The organism is Aliiroseovarius sp. ABM4_368, assembly GCF_056161205.1.
In genome coordinates this window covers 713,889-736,556 of sequence record NZ_JBSWYR010000001.1, presented here as the reverse complement: position 1 = coordinate 736,556, position 22,668 = coordinate 713,889, and the positions used below count along the sequence as shown (strand labels likewise).

27 protein-coding genes and 1 tRNA gene are annotated in these 22,668 nt (G+C 58.5%); 12 read left to right on the top strand and 16 right to left on the bottom strand.

The genetic code is table 11. From position 1 onward, the window contains the following. Positions 1-34: 34 nt before the first annotated feature. The 7 genes from ACXAH3_RS03695 to ACXAH3_RS03665 all read left to right on the top strand — a co-directional run bounded on the left by ACXAH3_RS03695 (position 35) and on the right by ACXAH3_RS03665 (position 6,111). Positions 35-1,225: an ABC transporter substrate-binding protein gene (locus ACXAH3_RS03695; protein WP_474860714.1), complete on the top strand. Its 1,191-nt coding sequence runs from the start codon at positions 35-37 to the stop codon at positions 1,223-1,225. 89 nt (positions 1,226-1,314) lie between these two features. Then, positions 1,315-2,094, top strand: coding sequence for an ABC transporter ATP-binding protein (locus ACXAH3_RS03690; RefSeq protein ID WP_474860713.1), 780 nt, complete (start codon positions 1,315-1,317; stop codon positions 2,092-2,094). Beyond that, positions 2,094-2,807, top strand: a complete 714-nt coding sequence (locus ACXAH3_RS03685; protein WP_474860712.1) for an ABC transporter ATP-binding protein — start codon at positions 2,094-2,096, stop codon at positions 2,805-2,807. Before ACXAH3_RS03690 ends, ACXAH3_RS03685 begins: the two co-directional genes overlap by 1 nt. Before the next feature lie 3 nt (positions 2,808-2,810). After that, on the top strand, positions 2,811-3,146 hold the full coding sequence (locus ACXAH3_RS03680; RefSeq protein WP_474860711.1) for a hypothetical protein: 336 nt from the start codon (positions 2,811-2,813) through the stop codon (positions 3,144-3,146). Further along, on the top strand, positions 3,146-4,156 hold the full coding sequence (locus tag ACXAH3_RS03675) for a branched-chain amino acid ABC transporter permease (RefSeq protein ID WP_474860710.1): 1,011 nt from the start codon (positions 3,146-3,148) through the stop codon (positions 4,154-4,156). Before ACXAH3_RS03680 ends, ACXAH3_RS03675 begins: the two co-directional genes overlap by 1 nt. After that, positions 4,153-5,508, top strand: coding sequence for a branched-chain amino acid ABC transporter permease (locus tag ACXAH3_RS03670; protein ID WP_474860709.1), 1,356 nt, complete (start codon positions 4,153-4,155; stop codon positions 5,506-5,508). Before ACXAH3_RS03675 ends, ACXAH3_RS03670 begins: the two co-directional genes overlap by 4 nt. 3 nt (positions 5,509-5,511) lie before the next feature. Further along, the gene (locus ACXAH3_RS03665) at positions 5,512-6,111 is read left to right on the top strand and encodes a nucleotidyltransferase family protein (protein ID WP_474860708.1); all 600 of its coding nucleotides are present in this window, start codon (positions 5,512-5,514) and stop codon (positions 6,109-6,111) included. Here ACXAH3_RS03665 and ACXAH3_RS03660 read toward each other — a convergent pair. The 7 genes from ACXAH3_RS03660 to ypfJ all read right to left on the bottom strand — a co-directional run bounded on the left by ACXAH3_RS03660 (position 6,092) and on the right by ypfJ (position 12,536). Beyond that, positions 6,092-6,634, bottom strand: a complete 543-nt coding sequence (locus tag ACXAH3_RS03660; protein ID WP_474861147.1) for a Hint domain-containing protein — start codon at positions 6,632-6,634, stop codon at positions 6,092-6,094. The genes ACXAH3_RS03665 and ACXAH3_RS03660 overlap by 20 nt on opposite strands. Before the next feature lie 363 nt (positions 6,635-6,997). Beyond that, positions 6,998-8,128, bottom strand: a complete 1,131-nt coding sequence (locus tag ACXAH3_RS03655; RefSeq protein ID WP_474860707.1) for a cystathionine gamma-lyase — start codon at positions 8,126-8,128, stop codon at positions 6,998-7,000. A 53-nt stretch (positions 8,129-8,181) separates the two neighbouring features. Next, positions 8,182-8,267, bottom strand: a tRNA-Leu gene (locus tag ACXAH3_RS03650). Positions 8,268-8,342: 75 nt separating this feature from the next. After that, complete coding sequence (locus tag ACXAH3_RS03645; protein WP_474860706.1) at positions 8,343-9,695, bottom strand: TRAP transporter large permease; 1,353 nt, start codon at positions 9,693-9,695, stop codon at positions 8,343-8,345. Further along, positions 9,692-10,234, bottom strand: coding sequence for a TRAP transporter small permease (locus ACXAH3_RS03640; protein WP_474860705.1), 543 nt, complete (start codon positions 10,232-10,234; stop codon positions 9,692-9,694). Before ACXAH3_RS03640 ends, ACXAH3_RS03645 begins: the two co-directional genes overlap by 4 nt. Positions 10,235-10,379: 145 nt before the next feature. Next, positions 10,380-11,417 (bottom strand): TRAP transporter substrate-binding protein, encoded by a 1,038-nt coding sequence (locus ACXAH3_RS03635; protein WP_474860704.1) that lies wholly within the window; start codon positions 11,415-11,417, stop codon positions 10,380-10,382. Between the two features lie 276 nt (positions 11,418-11,693). Then, positions 11,694-12,536, bottom strand: coding sequence for a KPN_02809 family neutral zinc metallopeptidase (ypfJ, locus tag ACXAH3_RS03630; protein WP_474860703.1), 843 nt, complete (start codon positions 12,534-12,536; stop codon positions 11,694-11,696). A gap of 133 nt (positions 12,537-12,669) precedes the next feature. On the opposite strand from ypfJ, the gene ACXAH3_RS03625 reads away from it, so the two are divergent. Then, positions 12,670-13,248, top strand: a complete 579-nt coding sequence (locus ACXAH3_RS03625; protein WP_474860702.1) for a YqaA family protein — start codon at positions 12,670-12,672, stop codon at positions 13,246-13,248. Next, a complete protein-coding gene (locus tag ACXAH3_RS03620; RefSeq protein ID WP_474860701.1) occupies positions 13,245-13,745 on the top strand; it encodes a disulfide bond formation protein B in 501 nt (166 codons plus the stop codon). Before ACXAH3_RS03625 ends, ACXAH3_RS03620 begins: the two co-directional genes overlap by 4 nt. 2 nt (positions 13,746-13,747) lie before the next feature. On the opposite strand, the gene ACXAH3_RS03615 is transcribed toward ACXAH3_RS03620, so the two are convergent. Beyond that, positions 13,748-14,497, bottom strand: coding sequence for an RNA methyltransferase (locus ACXAH3_RS03615; RefSeq protein WP_474861146.1), 750 nt, complete (start codon positions 14,495-14,497; stop codon positions 13,748-13,750). Positions 14,498-14,569: 72 nt separating this feature from the next. Between ACXAH3_RS03615 and ACXAH3_RS03610 the strand changes: the two genes are divergently transcribed. Both ACXAH3_RS03610 and ACXAH3_RS03605 read left to right on the top strand, forming a co-directional pair. Then, positions 14,570-14,899: a TfoX/Sxy family protein gene (locus ACXAH3_RS03610; protein WP_474860700.1), complete on the top strand. Its 330-nt coding sequence runs from the start codon at positions 14,570-14,572 to the stop codon at positions 14,897-14,899. A gap of 69 nt (positions 14,900-14,968) precedes the next feature. Further along, complete coding sequence (locus ACXAH3_RS03605; protein WP_474860699.1) at positions 14,969-15,598, top strand: thiamine phosphate synthase; 630 nt, start codon at positions 14,969-14,971, stop codon at positions 15,596-15,598. Here ACXAH3_RS03605 and olsA read toward each other — a convergent pair. The 3 genes from olsA to ACXAH3_RS03590 form a co-directional block, all read right to left on the bottom strand. After that, positions 15,595-16,428 (bottom strand): lyso-ornithine lipid O-acyltransferase, encoded by an 834-nt coding sequence (gene olsA, locus ACXAH3_RS03600; protein WP_474860698.1) that lies wholly within the window; start codon positions 16,426-16,428, stop codon positions 15,595-15,597. The genes ACXAH3_RS03605 and olsA overlap by 4 nt on opposite strands. Continuing rightward, complete coding sequence (gene olsB / locus ACXAH3_RS03595; protein WP_474860697.1) at positions 16,425-17,195, bottom strand: L-ornithine N(alpha)-acyltransferase; 771 nt, start codon at positions 17,193-17,195, stop codon at positions 16,425-16,427. Before olsB ends, olsA begins: the two co-directional genes overlap by 4 nt. 80 nt (positions 17,196-17,275) lie before the next feature. Next, positions 17,276-17,464: a DUF3553 domain-containing protein gene (locus ACXAH3_RS03590; protein WP_474860696.1), complete on the bottom strand. Its 189-nt coding sequence runs from the start codon at positions 17,462-17,464 to the stop codon at positions 17,276-17,278. Between the two features lie 27 nt (positions 17,465-17,491). Between ACXAH3_RS03590 and ACXAH3_RS03585 the strand changes: the two genes are divergently transcribed. Further along, positions 17,492-18,091, top strand: a complete 600-nt coding sequence (locus ACXAH3_RS03585; protein ID WP_474860695.1) for a histidine phosphotransferase family protein — start codon at positions 17,492-17,494, stop codon at positions 18,089-18,091. 38 nt (positions 18,092-18,129) lie between these two features. On the opposite strand, the gene ACXAH3_RS03580 is transcribed toward ACXAH3_RS03585, so the two are convergent. The 5 genes from ACXAH3_RS03580 to ACXAH3_RS03560 all read right to left on the bottom strand — a co-directional run bounded on the left by ACXAH3_RS03580 (position 18,130) and on the right by ACXAH3_RS03560 (position 22,659). Continuing rightward, positions 18,130-19,377 carry a glutamate-5-semialdehyde dehydrogenase gene (locus tag ACXAH3_RS03580; RefSeq protein ID WP_474860694.1) on the bottom strand — a complete coding sequence of 416 codons (1,248 nt, stop codon included), beginning with the start codon at positions 19,375-19,377 and terminating at the stop codon, positions 18,130-18,132. Positions 19,378-19,417: 40 nt separating this feature from the next. Continuing rightward, entirely contained in the window at positions 19,418-20,524 is a 1,107-nt protein-coding gene (gene proB / locus ACXAH3_RS03575; RefSeq protein ID WP_474860693.1) for a glutamate 5-kinase, read from the bottom strand. Next, a complete protein-coding gene (obgE, locus tag ACXAH3_RS03570; protein WP_474860692.1) occupies positions 20,512-21,546 on the bottom strand; it encodes a GTPase ObgE in 1,035 nt (344 codons plus the stop codon). The genes proB and obgE overlap by 13 nt, the downstream gene beginning before the upstream one ends. 85 nt (positions 21,547-21,631) lie before the next feature. Beyond that, positions 21,632-22,144 carry a GNAT family N-acetyltransferase gene (locus tag ACXAH3_RS03565; protein ID WP_474860691.1) on the bottom strand — a complete coding sequence of 171 codons (513 nt, stop codon included), beginning with the start codon at positions 22,142-22,144 and terminating at the stop codon, positions 21,632-21,634. Then, positions 22,141-22,659 (bottom strand): GNAT family N-acetyltransferase, encoded by a 519-nt coding sequence (locus tag ACXAH3_RS03560; RefSeq protein ID WP_474860690.1) that lies wholly within the window; start codon positions 22,657-22,659, stop codon positions 22,141-22,143. Before ACXAH3_RS03560 ends, ACXAH3_RS03565 begins: the two co-directional genes overlap by 4 nt. Positions 22,660-22,668 lie beyond the last annotated feature (9 nt).

Here is a 22,668-nt window from a genome sequence, read left to right as displayed (position 1 = left end):
TCGAGCTGGAAATTTTCCAATTGGGAGAACAAATATGAAAAAACTTTTGCTGGCCACTGCGGCCACCGCCCTGACCTGTGGTGCGGCCTATGCCGACGACCATGCTGTCAAAATCGGCGTTCTGCTGGGCTTTACTGGCCCGCTGGAAAGCCTTGCCCCGCCGATCGCTGGTGGTGCTGAAGCCGCCATCGCGGAAGTCAGCGCAAGCGGCACCTTCATGGGCGGAAAAGAAGTCATGGCAGTCCGTGGCGATTCGACCTGTGTGGACTCGGCGGCTGCCACGGCGGCTGCGGAACGTCTGGTCACTGGTGAAGGCGTTTCTGGCATCGTGGGCGCCATGTGCTCGGGCGCGACCGGCGCTGTTCTGACCGGCGTGTCGATGCCCAACGGGATCGCTCAGGTGTCGCCCTCGGCCACCTCGCCTGCCCTGTCGACGCTGGAAGACAACGGTCTGTTTTTCCGTCTCGCCCCCTCGGACGCCCGTCAGGGCGAGCTGATGGCAGACATCATCATGGGCAAAGGCATCAAATCGGTTGCCGTGACCTATACCAACAACGACTACGGTAAAGGCCTGGCTGACAGCTTTGCAGCCGCATTCGAAGCCGCTGGTGGCGCAGTCACCATCAACGCAGCACACGAAGATGGCAAAGCCGACTATTCGGCTGAAGTTGGCGCGCTGGCCTCGGCCGGTGGCGACGCTCTGGTGGTTGCAGGCTATGCCGACCAAGGTGGCGCTGGCGTGATCCAAGGTGCCCTTGATTCAGGTGCGTTCGAGACCTTCGTCCTGCCCGACGGCATGGTTGCAGAAGCACTGACCAAGAAGTTCGGCGCGGATCTGGACGGCAGCTTCGGTCAGCACCCTGCGTCGCAAAACGACGGTGCTGGTAAGCTGGAAGAACTGCTGGCAGCCGCTGGCATTGATGGCAAATCCGTCTATGCAAAAGAAGGCTACGACTCGGCCGCTGTACTGCTTCTGGGCATGCACAAAGCCGGCTCCACGGATGGTGCGGCCGTAGCAGCTGCGATCACCGAAGTGGCCAACGCTCCGGGTGAGCCGATTGGACCGGGTGAACTGGCTAAAGCGCTGGAAATCCTGTCGAACGGTGGCGACATCGACTATGTCGGCGGCTCGGATGTCGAGTTGATTGGACCCGGCGAAAGCGGCGGCAGCTACCGTGAAGTCGTCGTTGAAGGCGGCGCTTTCAAAGAAGTCGGCTTCCACTAAACCGACCTGACAAACCAAGAAACAGCCCGGAGTTTTCCGGGCTGTTTCCGTAGGTTACGCCATAAACTTAAAGTGGCAGGAGAATTCACATGATCGTCATCGAGGATGTCCACAAGCATTTTGGCGGCTTTCGCGCCGTTGATGGGGCAACCCTGACCATCCAGGATCAGTCCATCACCGGGCTGATCGGCCCCAACGGCGCGGGCAAAACGACGCTGTTTAATGTCATCGCAGGTGTGTTGAAACCGACCTCGGGGCGGATCACCATGGCGGGAGAGGATATCACCGGCCTGCCCCCGCACGAGCTGTTCCACAAAGGCCTTCTGCGCACCTTCCAGATCGCGCATGAGTTCGGGTCGATGACTTGCCGCGAGAACCTGATGATGGTCCCCGGCGGTCAATCCGGCGAACGCCTGTGGGACACGTGGTTTGGCCGCAAACGCATCGCCGACGAAGAACGCGCGTTGAAAGCCAAAGCCGACGAGGTGCTGGAGTTCCTGACGATTTCACATATCGCCGACCTGCGCGCGGGCGAGATCTCGGGCGGACAGAAGAAACTTCTTGAACTCGGCCGTACCATGATGGTCGACGCCAAGATCGTGTTTTTGGACGAGGTCGGCGCGGGCGTAAACCGCACGCTGCTCTATACCATCGCCGACGCGATCAAGCGCCTGAATGAAGAGCGCGGCTATACCTTCGTCGTCATCGAACACGACATGGATTTCATCGAGAAAATCTGTGATCCCGTGATCTGTATGGCCGAAGGCAAAGTGCTGGCCGAAGGCACTCTGGCCGAGATCAAAGCCAACGAACAGGTGATCGAGGCCTATCTGGGGACCGGCTTGAAGAATAAGAAAGAGGACGCATAATGAGCGAACCCTTCCTCATCGGAGACAGCATGACCGGCGGCTATGGCAAGGGTCCGGACATTCTGCATGACTGCACCATCGCCGTAGACAAGGGCGAGATCGCGGTGATCGTCGGCCCCAATGGCGCGGGCAAATCGACCGGCATGAAGGCCGTGTTTGGCATGCTGAACATACACTCGGGCGCGGTGCGGCTGGACGGTGAGGACATCACCAAACTGTCGCCTCAGGCCCGTGTGCGCAAGGGCATGGGCTTTGTGCCGCAGACCCACAACATCTTCACCTCGATGACAGTGGAAGAGAACCTCGAGATGGGGGGCTTCATCCGCACCGACGACATTCGCGAGACGATCGAGCAAGTCTATGATCTGTTCCCGATCCTACGCGAAAAGCGCAACCAACCCGCCGGAGAGCTGTCAGGCGGTCAACGTCAGCAGGTTGCCGTCGGCCGCGCGCTGATGACCAAGCCGACCGTGTTGATGCTGGACGAGCCCACCGCAGGCGTCAGCCCCATCGTGATGGACGAGCTGTTCGACCGGATTATCGAGGTCGCCCGCACCGGCATCTCGATCCTGATGGTCGAACAAAACGCCCGCCAAGCGCTTGAAATTGCTGACAAAGGCTATGTGCTTGTGCAGGGCCGCAACGCGCATACGGGATCGGGGAAAGAGCTTCTGGCCGATCCCGAAGTCCGCCAGTCGTTCTTGGGAGGATAACAAATGCGTATCGCCCTGTCCCTAATCCTTACCACTTTGTCGTTGCCCGCCTATGCCCAAGACTGCACCTTCGTAACCGAATGCTACGAGGCCGAGGCCTGTCAGGACACGTCGTTCTCTGTGACCGCCGATCTGACCAACGAGCGACTGATCACCGATTTTGGTGATTTGGCTATCGTTGCCGTCAAACAGGCCGGCAACCTGACCACGCTTTTCGCCACCGGCGATGGCGCTGAATATCTTTTGTCCCGCAACGGTGACACCGCCCGCTTCACAGCTCATGCCAATGAAGGCCCGGCGGCGATCACCTATTTGGGCACCTGTAAGGGAGAGTTCTGATGGACTTTCTGAACGCGCTTGTGGCGCTTTCCAACTTTGTTCTGATCCCCGCGATTGCCTATGGCAGCCAGCTGGCGCTTGGCGCGCTTGGGGTCACGCTGATCTATGGGATCCTGCGGTTTTCAAACTTCGCACATGGCGACACGATGGCCTTTGGGGCGATGGTGACGATCCTGTTTACGTGGTGGTTCCAGTCGATGGGCATCTCGATCTCGCCCTTGCCGACAGCCCTTCTGGCCCTGCCCTTCGGGATCCTGTTTACGGCACTTCTGCTGATCGCCACGGACCGTGTCGTCTATCGCTTTTATCGCCGCGTGAAGGCCAAGCCGATTGTGTTCGTCATGGCCTCGATCGGGGTGATGTTCATCATGAACGGCGTGGTGCGTTTCATCATCGGGCCGGGCGATCAACGCTTTGCCGATGGCGAGCGGTTCATCATCCGCGCGCGGGACTTCAAGAATGCCACTGGGCTGAGCGAAGGTCTGGCCTTCAAAACCTCGCAGGGCATCACCATCGTGACCGCGATCATCGTTGTGGCCGCGCTGTTTTGGTTCCTGAACCGTACACGCACCGGCAAGTCGATGCGTGCGTTCTCGGACAACGAAGATCTGGCGCTGCTGTCGGGCATCAACCCCGAGCGCGTGGTGATGATCACATGGATCATCGTGGCTGCCCTGATCACCATCGCGGGCACGCTTTACGGGCTAGATAAGACCTTCAAACCCTTCACCTATTTCCAGCTTCTGCTGCCCATCTTCGCCTCGGCCATCGTAGGCGGCTTGGGCAACCCGTTGGGCGCCATCGCAGGCGGCTTCGTCATCGCGTTCTCCGAGGTCACAATCACTTATGCGTGGAAGAAAGTCGCGGTCTATCTGCTGCCCGAAAGCCTCGAGCCATCAGGCCTCGTCCAACTGATGTCCACCGACTATAAATTCGCGGTCAGTTTCGTCATCCTGATCGTCGTACTGCTGTTCAAACCTACGGGTCTATTCAAGGGGCAATCGGTATGAGCCAATCCCTTCGTACACCGCTTTTGTTCGGCGCTGTTGCGCTGCTGTTCATCCTTCAAGGGTCGACCAATTGGTGGATCTTTGCGGGCAGCTGGAACGCGTCCCTGACCATTCTGAACATGGCGCTGATCTCCGCCATCATGGCCTTGGGCGTGAACCTGCAATGGGGTTATGCGGGCCTGTTTAACGTCGGCATCATGGGTTTTGTGGCGCTTGGGGGGCTGGCGACTGTACTTGTGTCCATGCCAGCCACGCCCGGTGCGTGGAGCCAAGGTGGCGTTGGCATCATCTTTGGCCTTTTGGTTGGGGCTGCGACGGTTGTGGCTGCCGTTCTGATCCACACCCGCATGGCCGCTGGCCGCAACCGCACCCTTGCTACGATCGCCACGCTTGTTGTCGGTTTCTTCATCTACCGTTTCATCTTTGACGCAGGTGTTGCGGGGGTCGAGGCGATCAACCCGGCCCAGACAGGCTACCTCGGCGGTCTGAACCCCGGCGGGCCCGAAAACTATAAGGCGCACGGATACATGACCCTTCTGGCATGGCCCGTGGGCGGTCTGCTGGCCGCTGGCGCCGCATGGGTCGTGGGCAAAACCGCGTTGGGGCTGCGCTCGGACTATCTGGCGATTGCCACACTAGGGATTTCCGAGATCGTCATTGCTGTCATCAAGAACGAGGACTGGCTGGCGCGTGGCGTGAAAAACGTGATCGGTCTGCCCCGCCCCGTCCCCTACGAGGTTGACCTGCAACAAAGTGCTGACTTCGTGGCCCGTGCGGACAGCCTTGGATTGGACGCCACCACGGCCTCGACCTTGGCCGTAAAACTGTCCTATTCCGCACTGTTCACCGTGGTTCTTGTGGCGTTGATCATTTTGGCGCAGCTGTCGTTGAATTCGCCTTGGGGGCGCATGATGCGTGCCATTCGCGACAACGAGGTTGCCGCCCAAGCGATGGGCAAGGACGTCACCAAGCGGCATCTGCAAATCTTCGTATTGGGCTCGGCGCTGTGCGGGCTTGCAGGTGCGATGATGACCACACTGGACGGGCAGCTGGTGCCCGGCACCTATCAGCCCCTGCGGTTTACATTCCTGATCTGGGTGATGGTGATTGTCGGCGGGTCTGGCAACAACCTTGGTTCGGTTCTGGGTGCGTTCCTGATCTGGTTCCTGTGGATACAGGTCGAGCCCATCGGCAACTGGCTGATGTCGGTCGTAACCATGGGGCTCGAGGATGGCTCGGCGCTGAAAACGCATCTGATCGACTCGGCGGCACATATGCGTCTCTTTTCGATGGGAATCGTTCTGCTGCTGGTGCTGCGGTTCAGCCCACGCGGCCTGATCCCCGAGAAGTAAGCCATGACGGCGGCCAACATCGAAGTGGTGCTGTTGGCCGCCGGCCTGTCCCGTCGCATGGGGCAGGACAAACTTCTGCGTATCCTGCCATCCGGACGAAGCCTTCTTGAGGATCGCATACGGATGGTGAAATCCGCTGGAATCACGCCCCATGTGGCGGTGCCCAGCGGTTCCAAGAAAGCAGAGACCGTTGACCAACTGTCAGCCATCCCGGTGCCCATAGCGGGCCATGCAAAAGGTCTTGGACACAGCCTATCCGTCGCTGTCCGCGCTCTGCCGGATCAGATCAATGGAATCTTGGTTATGCTGACGGACCTGCCCGACGTGACCGCAGATGATCTGAAAGACATGATTGCCCGCTTCGATGGGGAAACTATCCTGCGCGCAGCCGATCACGACGGGAAGCCGGGACATCCCGTGATTTTTCCCCGCCGCTATCGGACGCAGTTAGAGAATTTATCGGACGATCAAGGTGCGAAGACGCTGCTTGGGGCGGAAACTGTCGTGCTGCATCCACTACCCGGTCAGAATGCCGTTCGGGATCTGGACACGCCACAAGATTGGGCCGATTGGGAAAACGTGTCTACGCACCCGCGAAAATGACACTGGCTTCGCGCCGGTCAATCACAAGATACTCGCGCAGATAGGACGCAATCCCCTGCCGGCTTCGCAGCCTTGGGCAGGCATCCAGAATCTCTTGTGCTAGTTCCGGAGCGTCTTGACGGATCTGATCGATTTCGGGGATCAGGCTTTCGACCCAATAATCGCCGCAGCGGATCATCTCGGTCTTGTCCAGAAGGATGTGCACCATCATGGGGGTTACGCTGTCGTCAGCTTCACCCTGTCCGACTTCGGCCAGCATATCAGCCGTGCAGACCACATTGGCCTCGCCGGTCAGCATTTCGCAAACAGGGTCGTCCACCAAAACAAGGCTGCCCGGCGTCAAAAGCGCACCGGACTGGCCATCGGTCAGGCCAGGAAAACGAATTGGAAAGGCGGTTTTGCTCTTGGGCATCGACGAATGACCCACCCACCGAATGGGCGAAAATCGCCCTTTCAATGTCTTGACTTGATCACCGACTTGCAAGCCCCGCGCAGGAACAACCCCGCGTGCAGTTTCGACCATGGTGTTGGCCGAAATGCCTGACAAGGAACCACCGAGCTTCGCACGGCGTGATTCATTTTGCGATGATACGGAGGTGTCATCGAAAACGTTCGGGACGCCAGGCCACGCCACGTACAAACTGCTTTCACTTTTTACATCACGAAAAACCAAAGGATTTACCCACTACTCAACACTGGACCCTGATTACTTCCTTCTCCATCTATTATTAAAGGGGAATATACAGGGAAAACGTACCCAAAACATAAACGTGATCAAATTTCTGCTGTTCGCACCCGCATTCCGAGATTGCCCTGTTACAGCAATAACTTTTGGTGGATTTCAATCGCGCAGATACTAGAAACTGACGACAACTCAGAATGGAAATCAGTCGCTTAACCCATCCAGAGAATCAGTTAAGTCTTGCAAAAGTGCCGCAGCCGGTTCGCATCCAACCGACAACCGGACATAGCCCGCAGATACCTCATCCCCCCAACGCGCCCGCCGCTCGGCCGAGCTGTGAACGCCCCCAAACGAGGTTGCGGGACGCAGATAGTTACAGGCTTCTATGAACCGCTCGGCGCGGTCTTCGCAGCCAAAATCAAGTCCGATCAGGAACCCAAATCGCGCCATTTGGCTTGCCGCCAGATTATGCGATGGATCAGTCGGAAGGCCGGGAAAGCGCGCGGCTTTTACGGCAGGGTGTGCGGCCAGAACCGGCGCAATCACCTCGGCTGTGTCGCACATGCGGGTGAAGCGCAATTCCAGCGTCTCGAGCCCGCGATAGAGCGCCCATGCCGCGTGCGGCGACGGGATGCAGCCAGACATTTTGCGCCAATCTTTAACGCGTGACAGAAGCGCAGGATCGCGTGTGGCGACATGGCCCATCAAAAGATCCGAATGCCCGCCCGGGGCTTTGGTGTCCGACGCCACCACCACATCCGCGCCCAGATCCAAAGGACGTTGCCCGAACGGTGTTAGCGTGGTGTTGTCAACGATGCTGATCCCACCAGCCGCGCGTACACCTACACAGATGGCACGCAGGTCGCACAGGTCCAGACCCGGGTTTGATGGTGTTTCAATGAATACCACGTCGATCCCGTCAAACCCACCTTCGGCAAACTGCGCCGTCGGGCGTTCGATCACATCCACGCCGAATGCGGCCAGAAACTCGGACGACAACACTCGGGTCACGTAATACCCGTCCGAGGGCACCAACAGGCGCTTCCCCGTCCCCAAACAGGCAAAAAGAGCAGCAGAGATGGCCGCCATGCCGGATGGCAACGCCACACAGGGTGCATCCTCTAAGATTGCCAGCGCGTCTTCCAGCGCCTCCCATGTTGGGTTGTCAACGCGGCCATATCCGGGTGTATCCGCCGGATCGCCGGGCAGATGAAACATCGAGCTTGTGGTGATCGGAAGCGCAATCGGATCGCCCTTGGCCAGCCCCTGCCCACGGTGGTGCAACAACTTGGCGGCGCGGTTTAGCTGATTGGTTTTGCTGGATGTTTCGTTCATGTCTTCCTCCGGTTTGCCACCGGCAGTCATGAATCACGAATTCGGCGGGAAGTTGGTGCCCAAGGAGAGACTCGAACTCTCACGATGTTACCATCGGGGGATTTTGAATCCCCTGCGTCTACCATTCCGCCACTTGGGCACTGTTTGGTTGGGATACCCAAGCCACGGGGCAAGGTCAACGGCATTTCTGCCCCTGCCCCGCGCATTTTTTAAGTCAGAACAACACCCCGACCAGCCACAGCGTGATCCCCGGGAAAGCCACCAGCACAACCACGCGGATCAGGTCGGAAAGCACGAAGGGGGCAACGCCACGATAGGTGGCGCTCATCGGGATGTCGCGGGCCATCGAATTGATGATGAAAAGGTTCATGCCCACGGGTGGCGTGATCAATCCAACCTCGACCACGATCAGGGCAAGGATGCCAAACCAGATGCCGGCCTCTTCCGGGGTCAGGCCGAAATCCAAGACCTCGATGATGGGATAGAAGATTGGGATGGTCAGAAGGATCATCGACAGGCTGTCCATGACACAGCCAAAGATCAAATAAGCGATCAGCATCATCGACAGGACCAGAAGCGGTGCATAGCCTTGGCTGGACACCCAATCGGCCAGCATTTGCGGCGCTTGGGTGAAAGCAAGGAACGAATTGAAGATCTGCGCGCCCAGCACGATGAAAAAGATCATGGCGGTGGATTGGGCCGTGGCCAGAATGCTGTCTAGAAAGCCTTTCCATGTCAGGCCACCGGTAATGACGCCATACAGACCTGTGGCGACGGCGCCCACGGCAGCGCCCTCGGTCGGGGTGAACAGCGCTTGCACGCCTGTTTTCGTCCAGTTCCAGTCGCCCGCGATACCGCCCATCACAAGGCCGAAGATCACCACAACGGGCCAGATCGACAGAAGTGTCTTGAAACGCTGTACATAGGGCACGCGTTCGGCCGTCGTCGCACTGTCCGGATTGATGCGCACCATCACGGCGACAGTCAGCATGTAGCCAAGAGCCGCCAGAATGCCCGGCACCAGAGCAGCAATGAACATCTTTACGATGTTTTGCTCGGTCAGGATCGCATAGATCACCAGAATGACGGATGGAGGGATCAGGATGCCCAACGTCCCGCCCGCGGCCAGAACGCCGGTGGAAAGCGCATTGGAATAACCGCGCTTGCGCATCTCGGGCAAGGCTACCTGCCCCATGGTCGACGCCGTCGCCAGCGACGAGCCACAAACAGCACCGAAGCCCGCACAAGCGCCCACGGCGGCCATCGCAACCCCACCCTTGCGATGTCCCAACCAATCCGAGGCCGTACTGAACAGCGCGCCGGACATGCCAGACTTTGTCGCGAACTGCCCCATCAGCAGGAACAGCGGAACAATCGACAGCGAATAGCTGGAAAACGTGTCATATGTCAGCGTCTTCATCTGGCTCAGCGTCACCGAAGGACGCCCCATCAGATACCAAATGCCGAAAAAACCGGTCATGCCCATCGCCAGACCAATGGGCAATCGCAGGAAAATCGCAAGCAGCATCAGCGCAAAGGCGACGATTGCAAGTTCGATACCGGTCATACGTGTTGTTCCTTACCGTCAAGAACCCAATTGAATGATCGCCACATCGTATAAACGGCAACCAAAAGGAAGAATGCAGCACCGATCAAGCACAGACCGAAGGGGATCCAAAGCGGAACCTCAAGTTCATAGCTGCTTTCGGCGAAGAAGGGTTTCGACCCCATGCCCAAGGCGTTGCGAAAAGCGTCCGAGCCGAAGGGGAATTTCTCGCCGAAACCCAGCCATAGACGCCACAGGATGACAAAGGCTGCTCCTGTCAGAAAGACGTCTCCGATAAAGCCAAGAAAGGCTTGGATGCGTTCGGGAAGACGGGTGATGAAGATATCAACAGTCACGTGGCCGCGCTTGAATTGGCACCACGGCAGGAAAGCGAAGACGGCGACGGCGCAGCCCATCTCGACGATCTCGAAGTCGCCTTTGACCGGCGACAAGCCATAGCCCGACAGCGCCCGCCCGATGATCGAGACCACGGTCGTCATGGCGATCCCGACCAAAACGGCCCCGCCCGAATAGGCCATCCAACGGCTTAAAACTTCCATGAAGCGCCCCACTCGGAGCTCGGCAGATTTCGCGATTGCCACGATGGTTCCCCCCTTTTCATCCTACGCCGCACAATGCAGGCCGCGTCGCAAGAAAAACTCCGGGTAGCCGGTCTGGCCACCCGGAGCGTTCATTTGCACCAGATCACTGGGCAGAGTACTTGGCAACCAGCTCTTTCGCGAAAGCGACCATGCCTTCGCCATCCAGACCTTTCGAGGTCATATCAGCAGCCCAAGCTTCCACCTGCTTATCACCCATGGCGCGGATTTCAGCGACCAGCGCTGGGTCCAGCTCGTGGATTTTGTTATCGGTGGCTGCAACGATCTCGCGACCGCCCACATCACCTGTGTCGAAGGACGCACCTGCCCAAGCCGACGTTTCCAGACCCGAATTCGCGTCGATGACGGCTTTCAGATCATCCGGCAGTGAAGCATAGGTGTCTTTGTTCATAGCCCAAATGAAGAAGGTGTTATAGAGCGAGCGATCACCCGGGAATTCCGTGTGGCTGTCTGCCAGTTCGTGCAGCTTCAAGGGCGGCACGATTTCCCATGGTGTTACACCGCCGTCTACGACATCTTTGGACAAGGCTTCAGGGAAGGTCGGCATGGGCATTCCGATCGGTGACGCCCCCAAGGTTTCAAGCAAAGCATTGGCCTGACGCGAAGGGCCGCGCAGTTTAAGACCGTTGAAATCCTCAAGCGCCATTACGGGATCGCCCTTTTTGTGAACGATGCCCGGACCGTGTACGTGGACAGCCAGCAGTTTGACGTCGCCCATACGCTCCATCAGGTACTTTTCCGAAAACTCCCAAGCGGCTTTCGACGATGCGGCAGCGTTGCGCGAGGTCATAAAGGGCAGTTCAAAGGCTTCGGCTTCGGGGAAACGGCCCGGCGTATAAGCGGGCAGCGCCCAGCCACAGTCAATTACGCCATCGCGGATCTGGTCATAAAGCGCTTGTGGTTTGCCGCCCAGCTGCATCGCCGGATAAAGCTCTACCTTGATACGGCCACCCGAGTCTTTCTCGATCTTTTCAGCCCAGGGCGCCATGAAATACAGCGGGGTCGAGCCTTTAGGCGGTAGGAAGTGCTGGCAGCGCAATGTCACATCCTGCGCAAAGATGGCTGTAGCGCTAAGACCCAGAGCAAGGGCTCCGGCCAAGGTGGCTTTCATGGTAAGTTTCATTTCGCTTCCTCCCAAACGCGATATGTTTCGACTGCAAGGGCACCTGCCCCGGCAATTGGCGACAATTCAAGCAGGCTCTGCTGACTCGCGCAAGCTTTTTCGACCGGTCGGTCAGCTTTGTTCAATCCTGTCTCTGAAATTTTTGCAGTCAATTTTCGTTGCGTTCGCAACATTATAACTAAAGGCGCGTATTTCCTGAAGTTTTACTGCGGTTGCAGCGTCGGAACGAAGAAACTTTTGTTGACCAGGCGGATCACATAGTGAACCAAAAAGGAATCACAAGCTGCGCGCCGAGAACGTATCGCAGGCCCGCATGTCTCCGCTTTCCAAACCACGCGTGAACCAGCGTTCGCGCTGTTCAGACGTGCCATGCGTGAACGTATGCGGCATAGGCACCCGCCCTGCATTGCGCTGCAACGTGTCATCCCCGATTTGGCGCGCGGCGTTCATCGCCTCGGCGATATCCCCGCGCTCCAGTGACCCGAAACGCGCCTGCGCCTCGCGGGCCCAGATGCCGGAATAGCAATCGGCCTGAAGCTCGATCCGAACCGAGATGGCGTTGCTTCTCTCTTGGCTGGACTGCTGACGGATGCGGTTGGCTTGCATCAGGATGCCAAGTTCGTTCTGAACATGATGGGCGACTTCATGCGCCACCACATAGGCCGCGGCGAAATCCCCGCTGGCCCCCAGTTGACGTGACATGGTGGTGAAGAACGCCGTATCTAAATAGACCTTTCGATCCCCGGGACAGTAAAACGGCCCGGTCGCGCCCGACGCGCCACCACACGGGCTTTGAGTCACACCTTTGTAAAGCACCAGCGTGACGGGATTATAGCTTTCACCCACCTGCGTGCGGAACAAATCAGACCAGACCTCTTCCGTATCCGCCAAAGTAACCGAGACGAATTCGCCTGCCTGCCGGTCGGCCTCGGTAATTTCGCCGCTGCTGCTGCCGCCAGATATCCCGCCGCCTTGCAACAAAGGCGTTACATCCACACCCATGAAATAGCCGATGGCCAGAATGGCAAGCAGACCAAGCCCGCCTACTTGCGCCTTACCTCCGCCAGCCCGTCTACGGTCTTCGATATTGCGGCTTCCACGCCGACCTTGCCATTTCATAGTCTAGCCCCCCTCACCCGTTACATTCACAAGCAGTTTACCGACCTTCCCACAGGCTTCAAGCATGACCGACTTGACGTCGCGCCCCGCTCGTGGTTCGTCAAGTTTAAGGAAAAACTATTCGAGCATTAGCATGATTAAGCGGCTTTACGATTGGACGATGGGTCTGGCCAACACACCCCACGCGCTTTGGGCGCTGGCGGTGGTGGCCTTTTTGGAAAGCTCGGTTTTTCCGATCCCGCCTGATGTTCTGATGATCCCAATGATCATCGCCCGCCCCTCGCGCGCGTTTGTGATTGCGGGCGTGGCGCTGGTTGCGTCCGTTCTGGGTGGCATGTTCGGCTATTACATCGGCTGGGGACTGTTCGAGACCGTCGGCCGCCCGGTGTTGGAATTCTATGGCAAAGACGCCTATTTCGGCGAGTTCGCCGAGCGCTATAACGAATGGGGCGCATGGGCGGTGCTGATCGCGGGCGTAACCCCGTTCCCATACAAGGTCATCACCATCCTATCGGGTACGACCGGGCTGAACTTTGGCGTCTTCATGGTCGCCAGTGTGATCGCACGCGGGCTGCGGTTTTTCATCGTCGCCACCCTTCTATGGAAATTCGGAGAGCCCATCCGTGACTTCATCGAACGCCGTTTGGGCCTGATGTTCGCCCTGTTCTGCATCCTGCTGATTGGCGGCTTCTATGTGGTGAAATTCCTATGACATTGCTTGATCGCTTTCCCACCAAAACCCTGATCATCGTGACCGCCGTGGCTTCGGCTGGCATTCTGGCGGGCGCATTTGTCTTTCAATCTCTGGGCTATGCGCCATGCAAAATGTGCTTCTGGCAGCGTTGGCCCCATGCGATCGCCTTCGTGCTGGGTGGTGCAGCGATTGCCACCAAAATGCGCCTTCTTCGCTGGGTAGGAGCCCTGACCATGGCCGTATCGGCAGGCCTTGGGATCTTTCATTCCGGCGTCGAGCGGAAGTTGTGGGACGGTCCAGCATCGTGTTCGGGCGGAGGCGTTGGCAATCTGTCGGTCGAAGACCTTCTGGCGCAGATCCAAGCCGCGCCCCTGGTGCGTTGCGACGAAATCCCGTGGCGCCTGTCAGACATGATCCCGATCGAGGCATTGGACATCACCATGGCGAATTTCAACGCCGTTGGGTCTTTGGTCTTAATGGCGATGTGGATCGTGGCGGCGCGTCGGGCGGACTGATCTTAGCCCTTATTGCGCAACAGCTGGCGCAGGATGCCGTGGAACATCTGCACATCCAGACGGCTTAGGTTCAGACGGCTCCACATGTTGCGCTGGGTGATCTTCATCACTTCGGCCTTGGTCTCGGGGAAGAAATACCCGGCCTCGTCCAGACGCTTTTCATAGTGCTCGGCCAGCTTCTCGATCTCGATCGCGCTGGCGGGTTCGCTGCTGGCCCATTCCATCACGTGATGGGCGGTGTCATGGGTCTGGCGGCGATACTCATAGGCCGTCAGAAGCACGCATTGCGCAAGGTTCAGCGACGCAAATTCCGGGTTTACAGGGACCGAGATCAGGGCGTTCGCTCGTGCAACCTCGTCATTTTCCAAGCCAGTACGTTCCGGCCCAAACAGCACCGCAACCTTTTTGCCCTGAAGGCGCATTTCACGCGCCTCTTCCATGGCACGTTCGGGGCTGAGCACTGGTTTTGCCAGATCCCGCGACCGGGCGGTGGTCGCATAGACATAATCGCAATCGCCAATCCCCTCGGCGAGCGTGTCGTAGACCCCTGCCGCATCCAGAACCCGCCCCGCACCAGACGCCATCGCCACAGCTGTTTGGTTCGGCCAGCCATCACGTGGGGCAATGATCCGCATACGCTCTAACCCGAAATTCAGCATCGCGCGTGCCGCTGCACCGATATTTTCTCCCATCTGCGGGCGAACCAGTACGATTTCGGGCTGAGGTCCCAGCTGGGTTTCGGGGGTATCCATCACGGCGGTCTCTTTCATTTGCTCGGGCGCGTGATACGCTGAGCGGGATCATTCGGCAAGCAGGAGCTTTTCATGGCTTATGACAGCGGTCTTTATGAAATCCTGAAAGATGATCTGGGCGACCAGCCCGGTCTGGCGGAAAAGAGGATGTTTGGCGGCATCGCCTTCATGCTGAACGGCAACATGCTGTGCGGAGTTCACAAAGATGGCGCGATGTACCGCGTCGGAAAAGAGCTTGAAGCCCAAGCACTTGCCCTGCCAGGTGCGCGTAAGATGGATTTCACCGGGCGGCCGATGGGTGGGTTCATTGACGCAGGTGAAGAGGCAATGGCAGATGATGACACCCGCGCCGAATTGTTGCATCTAGCAGTCGATTTCGTGTCCAGCCTGCCCGCAAAGTGACGCCTGTGCTTGCAATAGCGGCAAACCCGGCTATGAAGCCCCACAGAACGACTAAAAAGGATCGCGCAGATGGCCGACACTGACCAGGACCGCCCACAGCTTTATCTTGTGACCCCGCCCGAGATCGAACTGTCGCGCTTTCCCACGGAACTGGCGAAGGTGCTGGACGCGTTCGAAACCGCCTGCCTGCGCCTGTCGCTGGCAACCACGGACGAAGACCGCATCATGCGCGCTGCTGACGCCTGCCGCGAGGTTGCCCATGCCCGTGACGTGCCGATCGTGATCGCCGAACATGCGGTGCTGGTCGAACGTCTGGGACTGGACGGAGTGCATCTGGGTGATGGCGCGCGCCGTGTACGTAAAACCCGTGACGATCTGGGCGCGGATTCGATTGTCGGCGCATATTGTTCGGCATCGCGCCATGACGGGATGAATGCAGGCGAAGTTGGTGCGGACTATGTCAGTTTTGGCCCCGCAGGATCGACCCCCCTTGGCGATGGCACCCGCGCGGAACAAGAACTTTTCGCGTGGTGGAGCCAGATGATCGAAGTGCCCGTGGTCGCCGAGGGCGCATTGGACGAAGACACGATCCGCGCCCTGACCCCCGTCACTGATTTCTTCGCCATAGGGGAAGAGATTTGGCGCACCGAGGACCCTTCCGCCACGTTGCACCGCCTGCTGTCGGCGATGAACGGTTAACGTTCGACGTTCAGCTCGCCCAGACCTTCGCGCACGGCCGCTTCGCAATAGGCGGCCAATTCTTTGCGACCCTTGAAGTCCGAGACCTTAACCGGGTCGTGATAAACCAGCTCCACCTGCCCTTGCCGCTTGGTCGCCAAGGTTTGCAACAGATGTGGTGCGAAATCCATGTCGCCCCACCAGCCATAAAAGCGTGGATCGCGTGTTTCGGGGGCGAAATAGCGCAAGGTGACGGGCTGAACCCACATGAAATCGCGCAGCTCTGGCGCGAAGAACGCCGCGAAAAGGGTTGATTTAAATGGCAAAACCCTCTGACTGTCCGAGGATGTGCCTTCGGGAAAGAAGAGCAGCTTATGCCCGGCCATCAAACGGGTGCGAAAAACCTCGATCTGGTTTTGCGCTTCTTTCCGGTCGCGATTGATGAACACCGTCCCTGTCGCACGTGCCAGCAAGCCAATGCCGGGCCAGCCCGCGACTTCGGATTTCGATACGAAATATACCCGCTTGCGCGCGTTCAGAGAAAAGATGTCCAGCCAGCCCGCGTGATTGGCCACCACTGCACCTTTCTGGTGCATCGGGACGCCGTTTGTAGAGAATCGAATGCCAAGGATCCGAAACGCGTTGCGGCAGACAAACTGGGTGATATGCGGCGTGATTGGGCGCTGCATCCCGAAAATCGGCCGCTCAATCAAGCGGAGCAGCAGAAGCAAAAGCAGCCCACCGAAAACCAACAGGCCAAGCGGCAGACCCCGACGGATGACGCGCAGATAATCCAACCCCGAGGGGTGAAACGCCTCTGGTTCTTGGTTGCTTTGCCAGGTTCCGCTCATGACTTGCCCCCCGCATAGATGGCGCGCGATCTTTCATTCACCAAGCTCATATCGATGATCAGACAGACGTCTGTGGTGTTGAAGTCATGATCTATGTAGGCGCCCTCGCCCACAAATCCACCAAGGCGCAGATAGGCTTTGATCAGTGCGGGCACCGCGCGCATCGCGGCGGGACGGTCGATGTCGGCCTCGCGCATAAGGTCCATTGATTGAAACGTGTCAGGTTGCGCGCGCACGCGGATCACTTCGGGGGCGAGGTGCCGGTGATGCAGCAGCGACAAAGGAGCCTTCAGCGCGTTAATATCGGTCCCGTGAAACGAGGCCACACCGAACAGAACTTCGATGCCGTGTTCCTCGACATAGGTCGCCAGACCGCCCCACAGATGCATCATCGCAGCGCCACCGCGATAATCGGGATGAAGGCAAGATCGGCCCAATTCCAACAACTTACGCTCCGAAGCTTTCAAAACACTTAGGTCATACTCAGCTTCGGAATAGAAGTGATCAGGCCCGGCAGGCGTATCCAACTTGTCGCCACGCAACAGCCGATACACCCCGACCGCTGGCGATCCCGCGCGCGCGTGATCAAACAGGATCAGATGGTCATAAAACGGGTCGAATGCGTCTCGCTCTAACCCGTTATCATGATCCACCAAGGGCCCATCCCCACCCAGCTCGCGCACGAAAACATCATAACGCAGTCGTTGTGCTGCGATCAGATCTGCGTCACTCTGGGCCAATCTCAGTTCAAATTTGGGCGCAATCATGTGGGATTAACCATTTGCTAACCTTGTTCAGCTAATATGGCTCAGACAACGGACGTACAACGCAGCATCCGCGCGGCACCTTACCGCTCAGGAGGCGTAAATACAGGCATCAAGTCAACATGTTCAATCATGATCACCTGCTTACCGGCATGTTCGAAATTCACCGTGACGCGCCCTCCGATATTGGATTGCACCTGCCCCAAACCCCAATCGGGTTTATCAGGGTGGCGCACCAGCATTCCCGGCTCCAGAAGTGATCCCAATCCCATGACATTCTTCCCTATCAGGCTTTCAACATGACCAAACAAGACCGCGACCTGACCGCATTGATCGGATCCCGTATCTGCCATGACCTTATCAGCCCTTTGGGCGCAATCGGCAATGGGGTAGAGCTGTTGCAGCTTTCAGGCATGGGCGACAGTCCGGAAATGGCGCTGATTGCGGAAAGCGTGACCAATGCAAACCTGCGCATCCGTTTTTTTCGCGTGGCCTTCGGCGCCGCTGCAGATGGCCAATCCCTGTCGGAACGTGAAATACGTGCCGTGCTCGCGCCCGGCGTGGATGGCCGCAAGATCGAGATTGACTGGCAACCCGCGGGCGACCTGCCCCGGGCCGAGGCGAAGCTGGCCTTCCTTGCACTTCAGTGTTTTGAAACCGCGATGCCGTGGGGCGGTCAGCTGTCGGTGACACGCGAGGACGGGCATTGGAAGATGTCAGCGCGCGGAGACAGGTTGAACATCGACCCGGACCTGTGGGGATTGCTGTCAGCGGCGAACCCAAATCTTGATGTCCCACCTGCCCAAGTTCATTTCGCACTGATCCGGCCCGAGCTTCAGCGGCAAAATCGCGTTGCCGCCGTGCAGACCACGGATCAGACGATCACCCTGTCCTTCTAAGAAGAAAGCCGCCCGGATTAGGGCGGATTTTTCAGGTTTTAGGCGCGTGTGGTTCCGTCTCCAATCACCAAATACTTGAACGATGTCAATTGCTTGGCCCCTACCGGCCCGCGCGCATGCATTTTACCGGTGGCAATCCCAATCTCGGCGCCCATGCCAAATTCGCCGCCATCGGCAAACTGGGTCGAGGCATTGCGCATCAGAATCGCGCTGTCGAGGCGGTTGAAGAAATGATCTGCGGTCGCGTCGTTTTCGGTCATGATCGCATCTGTGTGGGACGAAGAATAGCGGTTAATATGCTCAATCGCCCCGTCCACATCATCGACCAGCTTGGCGGCAATAATGCTGTCCAAATACTCGGTGCCCCAGTCGTCTTCGGTCGCGGGAACACTTCCGTTAAGGCCTTCGCCCACGCGCACCTCGACCCCGGCAGCCATCAGATCATTGATCACCGCCTGCCCCAACTCTTGTGCATCACGATGGATCAGCAAGCATTCCGCCGAACCGCAAATCCCGGTCCGGCGGGTCTTGGCATTCATCACGACTTTGCGGGTCTTCTCAGCATCCGCGTCCTTATCGATATAGATATGCACAATGCCTTCCAGATGCGCGAAAACCGGCACGCGGGCCTCGCGTTGGACCAGCCCCACAAGGCCTTTGCCGCCACGCGGGACAATCACGTCCACATGGTCGGTCATGGTTAACATCTCGCTCACTGCCGCGCGATCACGGGTCGGGATCAACTGAATCGCATCCTCGGGCAGGCCGGCGGCACGAAGCCCGTCTTGCAGGCACTCATGGATCAGCCCAGCAGAATGAAAGCTTTCCGAACCGCCGCGCAAGATCACCGCGTTCCCGGCTTTCAAGCACAGCGCGCCCGCATCTGCGGTCACATTGGGGCGGCTTTCATAGATCACGCCGATCACACCAAGCGGTGTACGCACGCGGCGAATGTTCAGACCCGTCGGGCGGTCCCATTCGTCCATCACCTCGCCCACAGGATCGTCCTGCGCCGCCACGGCCCGCAGTCCGTCGCACATGCCTTTGATGCGATCTTCGTCCAACATCAGACGGTCCATCATGGCATCAGACAGACCTTTGTCCCGGCCAAACTCCATATCTTTAACGTTGGCGGCAATGATCTGATCACGGCGGTCCCAGCAGGCATCCGCAGCGGCCATCAAAGCCTTTTCTTTGGCTTCGGCTGGCGCGAAAGCAAGGTCACGTGCGGCCGCGCGGGCGCGGGTGCCAATGTCGGTCATCATGGTTTTGATGTCGTCACTCATCTTGCTTTCTCCAATAAGGTGGTTCTATATCTTCTTGTCTTTAAAGGGACATATCGTCCCGATGGATCAGGGCTGCACGGCCCGGGTGACCCAAAATGCGTTCGATTTGGTCAGACCTCTGGCCCTTGATGGCACGCGCCTCGTCCGCCGTATAGCCAGCCAGACCTGCGCCCAGATGGGTGCCATCTGCGCCCTGAATGTCAACGGGATCGCCGCGCAGAAACGCTCCAACCACATCCGTTACACCCGCCGACAACAGCGACTTTCCAGACCGGAGCGCCGCCACAGCGCCCTCATCCAGCACCAACACACCCTGCGGTTTCATCGATGCAATCCAGTGCTTGCGTGCTGCTTTCGGCGTGGTCTGCGCGGTAAACAGCGTCGCTGCCGCGCCTTCGATCAACGAAGTCAGCGGGTTCATCCGTGACCCTTCGGTGATCGTCATGTCACACCCTGCCCCGGTTGCAGTCTTCGCAGCCATGACCTTGGTCTTCATCCCGCCTTTCGACAGGCCGGTGCCGGCATCGCCCGCCATCGCCTCGATCTCGGGTGTAATCTGGTCGATCACGTCAAAGCGCGTGGCGGTCGGGTCGTCCTTGGGATTGCCGGAATAGAACCCGTCAACATCCGAGAGCAGCACCAGATGGTCCGCTCCGATGGTCACGGCCACTTGGGCCGCCAAGCGGTCATTGTCGCCAAAGCGGATTTCGTCGGTCGCCACGGTGTCGTTTTCATTCACAATCGGCACCACACCTAACGACAGAAGCGTTTCCATCGTCGCGCGCGAGTTCAGATAACGGCGACGATCTGCGCTGTCTTCCAGGGTTACAAGAATTTGCGCGGTGGTTGCTCCCAGCGGTGCCAAGGCTTCTTCATAAGCGCGGGCCAGACGGATTTGCCCAACGGCCGCGGCAGCCTGTGATTGCTCAAGCGACAATGCACCCATCGGCAAGCCAAGCACCCCCCTGCCCAAAGCAATCGAGCCCGAGGACACCAGAACAACATCCGCACCGCGCGCCTTCAACGCTGCCACATCCGCGCACAGCGATCCCAGCCAGTCCGCCTTCAGCGCTCCGGTTTTGGCATCCACCAACAGTGCCGAGCCGATTTTGACAACGACACGTTTTGCCGTGCTCAGGGCTGCCACGTCTCTTCTTCCTCTTCCGGCTTTTGCCGAATGCGATCTTCCGAAATTTCCTTGCGCAGCGCACGCAGAACATCCGTCGTACCCTGCTGAGCCACACCGGACATCAGCATAATCGGACCACCAACGGCCTTTTCAAGGGCGGCCAGTTTCTCGGCCCGTTCTTCGTCATCCAAGGCGTCGATCTTATTCAACACGGTGACGCGCGGCTTGTCGCCCAGTATGTCACCATAGGCCTCGATCTCGGTGATGATGGTCTGCCAGTCGGCAACCACATCTTCGGCAGTACCATCCACCAGATGAAGCAACACGGCGCAGCGTTCGACGTGACCAAGGAACAGATCGCCCAGCCCCCGGCCCTCGGATGCGCCTTCGATCAGGCCGGGAATATCGGCCACCACGAATTCAGCCCCATCCACACCAACGACACCCAGATTGGGGTGCAGCGTGGTAAAGGGATAATCCGCAATCTTCGGCCGCGCGTTCGAGGTTGCCGCCAAGAACGTCGATTTGCCCGCGTTGGGCAGCCCCAAAAGACCCACATCCGCGATCAGCTTCAGGCGCAGCCAGATGGTGCGCTCAACACCTGCAAGACCAGGGTTGGCACGCCGCGGCGCACGGTTGGTCGCGCTGGTGAAATGCAGGTTTCCGAAACCACCATTGCCACCCTTGGCGATCACCACACGTTGACCGACTTCGGTCATGTCGGCGATGACGGTTTCCTCGTCCTCATCCAGAATTTCGGTGCCTACAGGAACGCGCAGCACGATATCATCGCCATCCGCACCGGTACGCTGTTTGCCCATGCCCGGGATGCCATTGCCCGCGAAAAAGTGCTGTTGATAGCGGAAATCGATCAGGGTGTTCAGGCCTTCGACCACCTCGACCACGACGTCGCCGCCACGCCCGCCGTCGCCCCCATCTGGCCCGCCATATTCAATGTATTTCTCGCGCCGAAAAGACACGCAGCCAGATCCGCCCGAACCGGACCGGATATAGACCTTTGCTAAATCGAGAAACTTCATGACGCGCGCCTTTCTGTTATGTCACAGGCGATAGAGGGAAATGGGCCAAGGCTCAAGGGTGGAGCCAACGGCCAGGGCAATTCGATCAGCTTTGTGGTCGCAAAAGCTGGAAATTGCGCAGGGGATGACACACTCCACGGGCGCGGCTTTCGCCGGTGCTTGTATCAAGTTCTGTAAACCCAAGCTTTTCCAAAACTCGGACCGAGGCAGGATTGTCCATGAACGCCCCGGCACGGATCAGCGACCAGTCATAGCGCGTCCAGCAATGATCGATAAGCGCGCGCGCCATTTCCGAGGCATATCCCTGCCCCCAATGCGCGCGGGCCAGCATATAGCCTAGCTCGGGATGTTCACCGTCTCGAATGGCTATTCCCATCGAGCCCACAAGAACACCATCGCGCAGGATCACGCCCGTCATACCCAATTCCGGGTCAGACGGCACACAGCGCGACTTGGTCACGTCTGGGTCTGCTGGAAACGGCCAGGTGCCTGTCATCTTCGCCACCTCGTATTCCGAGACCATCTCGTGCATCGCCTCGAAATCTGTGGGTTGCGTGCGCCGAAGCTCCAAACGCTCTGTGAAAAGACGGGTTTTCATCGGCGCGCCTCCCAGTCCGCACGGGACAAGCTAAGCTTGATCAGCACTTCGTCGCAATCGCGCGAAACGCAGTGTGCGGGTTCTGTCTTGCCGGTGTCGCGAAAACCAAGCCCGGTCAGCACAGAACGCGATGCGTCGTTGCCAGGAAAGTATCCCGAGCCGATCTGGTCTTTATCGGTTGAGGCAAAAACATGGGAGATAAGCGCCGATGCAGCTTCGCGCATCACACCGCGGCCATGGTGTTTACGTCCCAACCAGTATCCAAGCGTCGGGTCCAAACCGACCACGCCCAGCACCTGACCGTCCTCGTCTATGGCCAAGCCACCCAGCGGATTGGAGCTGGCAAGATAGTTCAGAACTCCGTTGAAATCGGCGCGTGTATAGGGATGTGGAACGACGGTCAGCCAGCGCGCGACTTCGAAATCATCAAGCAGCGCGACGACCTGACCTGCGTCCTCAGACGTCAAAGGGCGAAGCGTAAACCGCTCCGTTTCAATCTGGATATTCTGTTCCATGGCAAGACG

Bases quoted from the DNA above. Each gene is read 5' to 3' on its own strand.
- ACXAH3_RS03635 (WP_474860704.1), bottom strand. From the start codon at position 11,417: ATGAAACTTACCATGAAAGCCACCTTGGCCGGAGCCCTTGCTCTGGGT.
- ACXAH3_RS03665 (WP_474860708.1), top strand. From the start codon at position 5,512: ATGACGGCGGCCAACATCGAAGTGGTGCTGTTGGCCGCCGGCCTGTCC.
- ACXAH3_RS03695 (WP_474860714.1), top strand. From the start codon at position 35: ATGAAAAAACTTTTGCTGGCCACTGCGGCCACCGCCCTGACCTGTGGT.
- ACXAH3_RS03615 (WP_474861146.1), bottom strand. From the start codon at position 14,497: ATGGATACCCCCGAAACCCAGCTGGGACCTCAGCCCGAAATCGTACTG.
- ACXAH3_RS03585 (WP_474860695.1), top strand. From the start codon at position 17,492: ATGACCAAACAAGACCGCGACCTGACCGCATTGATCGGATCCCGTATC.
- ACXAH3_RS03655 (WP_474860707.1), bottom strand. From the start codon at position 8,128: ATGAACGAAACATCCAGCAAAACCAATCAGCTAAACCGCGCCGCCAAG.
- ACXAH3_RS03675 (WP_474860710.1), top strand. From the start codon at position 3,146: ATGGACTTTCTGAACGCGCTTGTGGCGCTTTCCAACTTTGTTCTGATC.
- ACXAH3_RS03645 (WP_474860706.1), bottom strand. From the start codon at position 9,695: ATGACCGGTATCGAACTTGCAATCGTCGCCTTTGCGCTGATGCTGCTT.
- ACXAH3_RS03625 (WP_474860702.1), top strand. From the start codon at position 12,670: ATGATTAAGCGGCTTTACGATTGGACGATGGGTCTGGCCAACACACCC.
- ACXAH3_RS03610 (WP_474860700.1), top strand. From the start codon at position 14,570: ATGGCTTATGACAGCGGTCTTTATGAAATCCTGAAAGATGATCTGGGC.
- olsA (WP_474860698.1), bottom strand. From the start codon at position 16,428: ATGAGCGGAACCTGGCAAAGCAACCAAGAACCAGAGGCGTTTCACCCC.
- ACXAH3_RS03580 (WP_474860694.1), bottom strand. From the start codon at position 19,377: ATGAGTGACGACATCAAAACCATGATGACCGACATTGGCACCCGCGCC.
- ACXAH3_RS03640 (WP_474860705.1), bottom strand. From the start codon at position 10,234: ATGGAAGTTTTAAGCCGTTGGATGGCCTATTCGGGCGGGGCCGTTTTG.
- ACXAH3_RS03660 (WP_474861147.1), bottom strand. From the start codon at position 6,634: ATGGTCGAAACTGCACGCGGGGTTGTTCCTGCGCGGGGCTTGCAAGTC.
- olsB (WP_474860697.1), bottom strand. From the start codon at position 17,195: ATGATTGCGCCCAAATTTGAACTGAGATTGGCCCAGAGTGACGCAGAT.
- ACXAH3_RS03605 (WP_474860699.1), top strand. From the start codon at position 14,969: ATGGCCGACACTGACCAGGACCGCCCACAGCTTTATCTTGTGACCCCG.
- ypfJ (WP_474860703.1), bottom strand. From the start codon at position 12,536: ATGAAATGGCAAGGTCGGCGTGGAAGCCGCAATATCGAAGACCGTAGA.
- ACXAH3_RS03590 (WP_474860696.1), bottom strand. From the start codon at position 17,464: ATGGGATTGGGATCACTTCTGGAGCCGGGAATGCTGGTGCGCCACCCT.
- ACXAH3_RS03690 (WP_474860713.1), top strand. From the start codon at position 1,315: ATGATCGTCATCGAGGATGTCCACAAGCATTTTGGCGGCTTTCGCGCC.
- ACXAH3_RS03670 (WP_474860709.1), top strand. From the start codon at position 4,153: ATGAGCCAATCCCTTCGTACACCGCTTTTGTTCGGCGCTGTTGCGCTG.
- ACXAH3_RS03620 (WP_474860701.1), top strand. From the start codon at position 13,245: ATGACATTGCTTGATCGCTTTCCCACCAAAACCCTGATCATCGTGACC.
- ACXAH3_RS03685 (WP_474860712.1), top strand. From the start codon at position 2,094: ATGAGCGAACCCTTCCTCATCGGAGACAGCATGACCGGCGGCTATGGC.
- ACXAH3_RS03565 (WP_474860691.1), bottom strand. From the start codon at position 22,144: ATGAAAACCCGTCTTTTCACAGAGCGTTTGGAGCTTCGGCGCACGCAA.
- obgE (WP_474860692.1), bottom strand. From the start codon at position 21,546: ATGAAGTTTCTCGATTTAGCAAAGGTCTATATCCGGTCCGGTTCGGGC.
- ACXAH3_RS03560 (WP_474860690.1), bottom strand. From the start codon at position 22,659: ATGGAACAGAATATCCAGATTGAAACGGAGCGGTTTACGCTTCGCCCT.
- ACXAH3_RS03680 (WP_474860711.1), top strand. From the start codon at position 2,811: ATGCGTATCGCCCTGTCCCTAATCCTTACCACTTTGTCGTTGCCCGCC.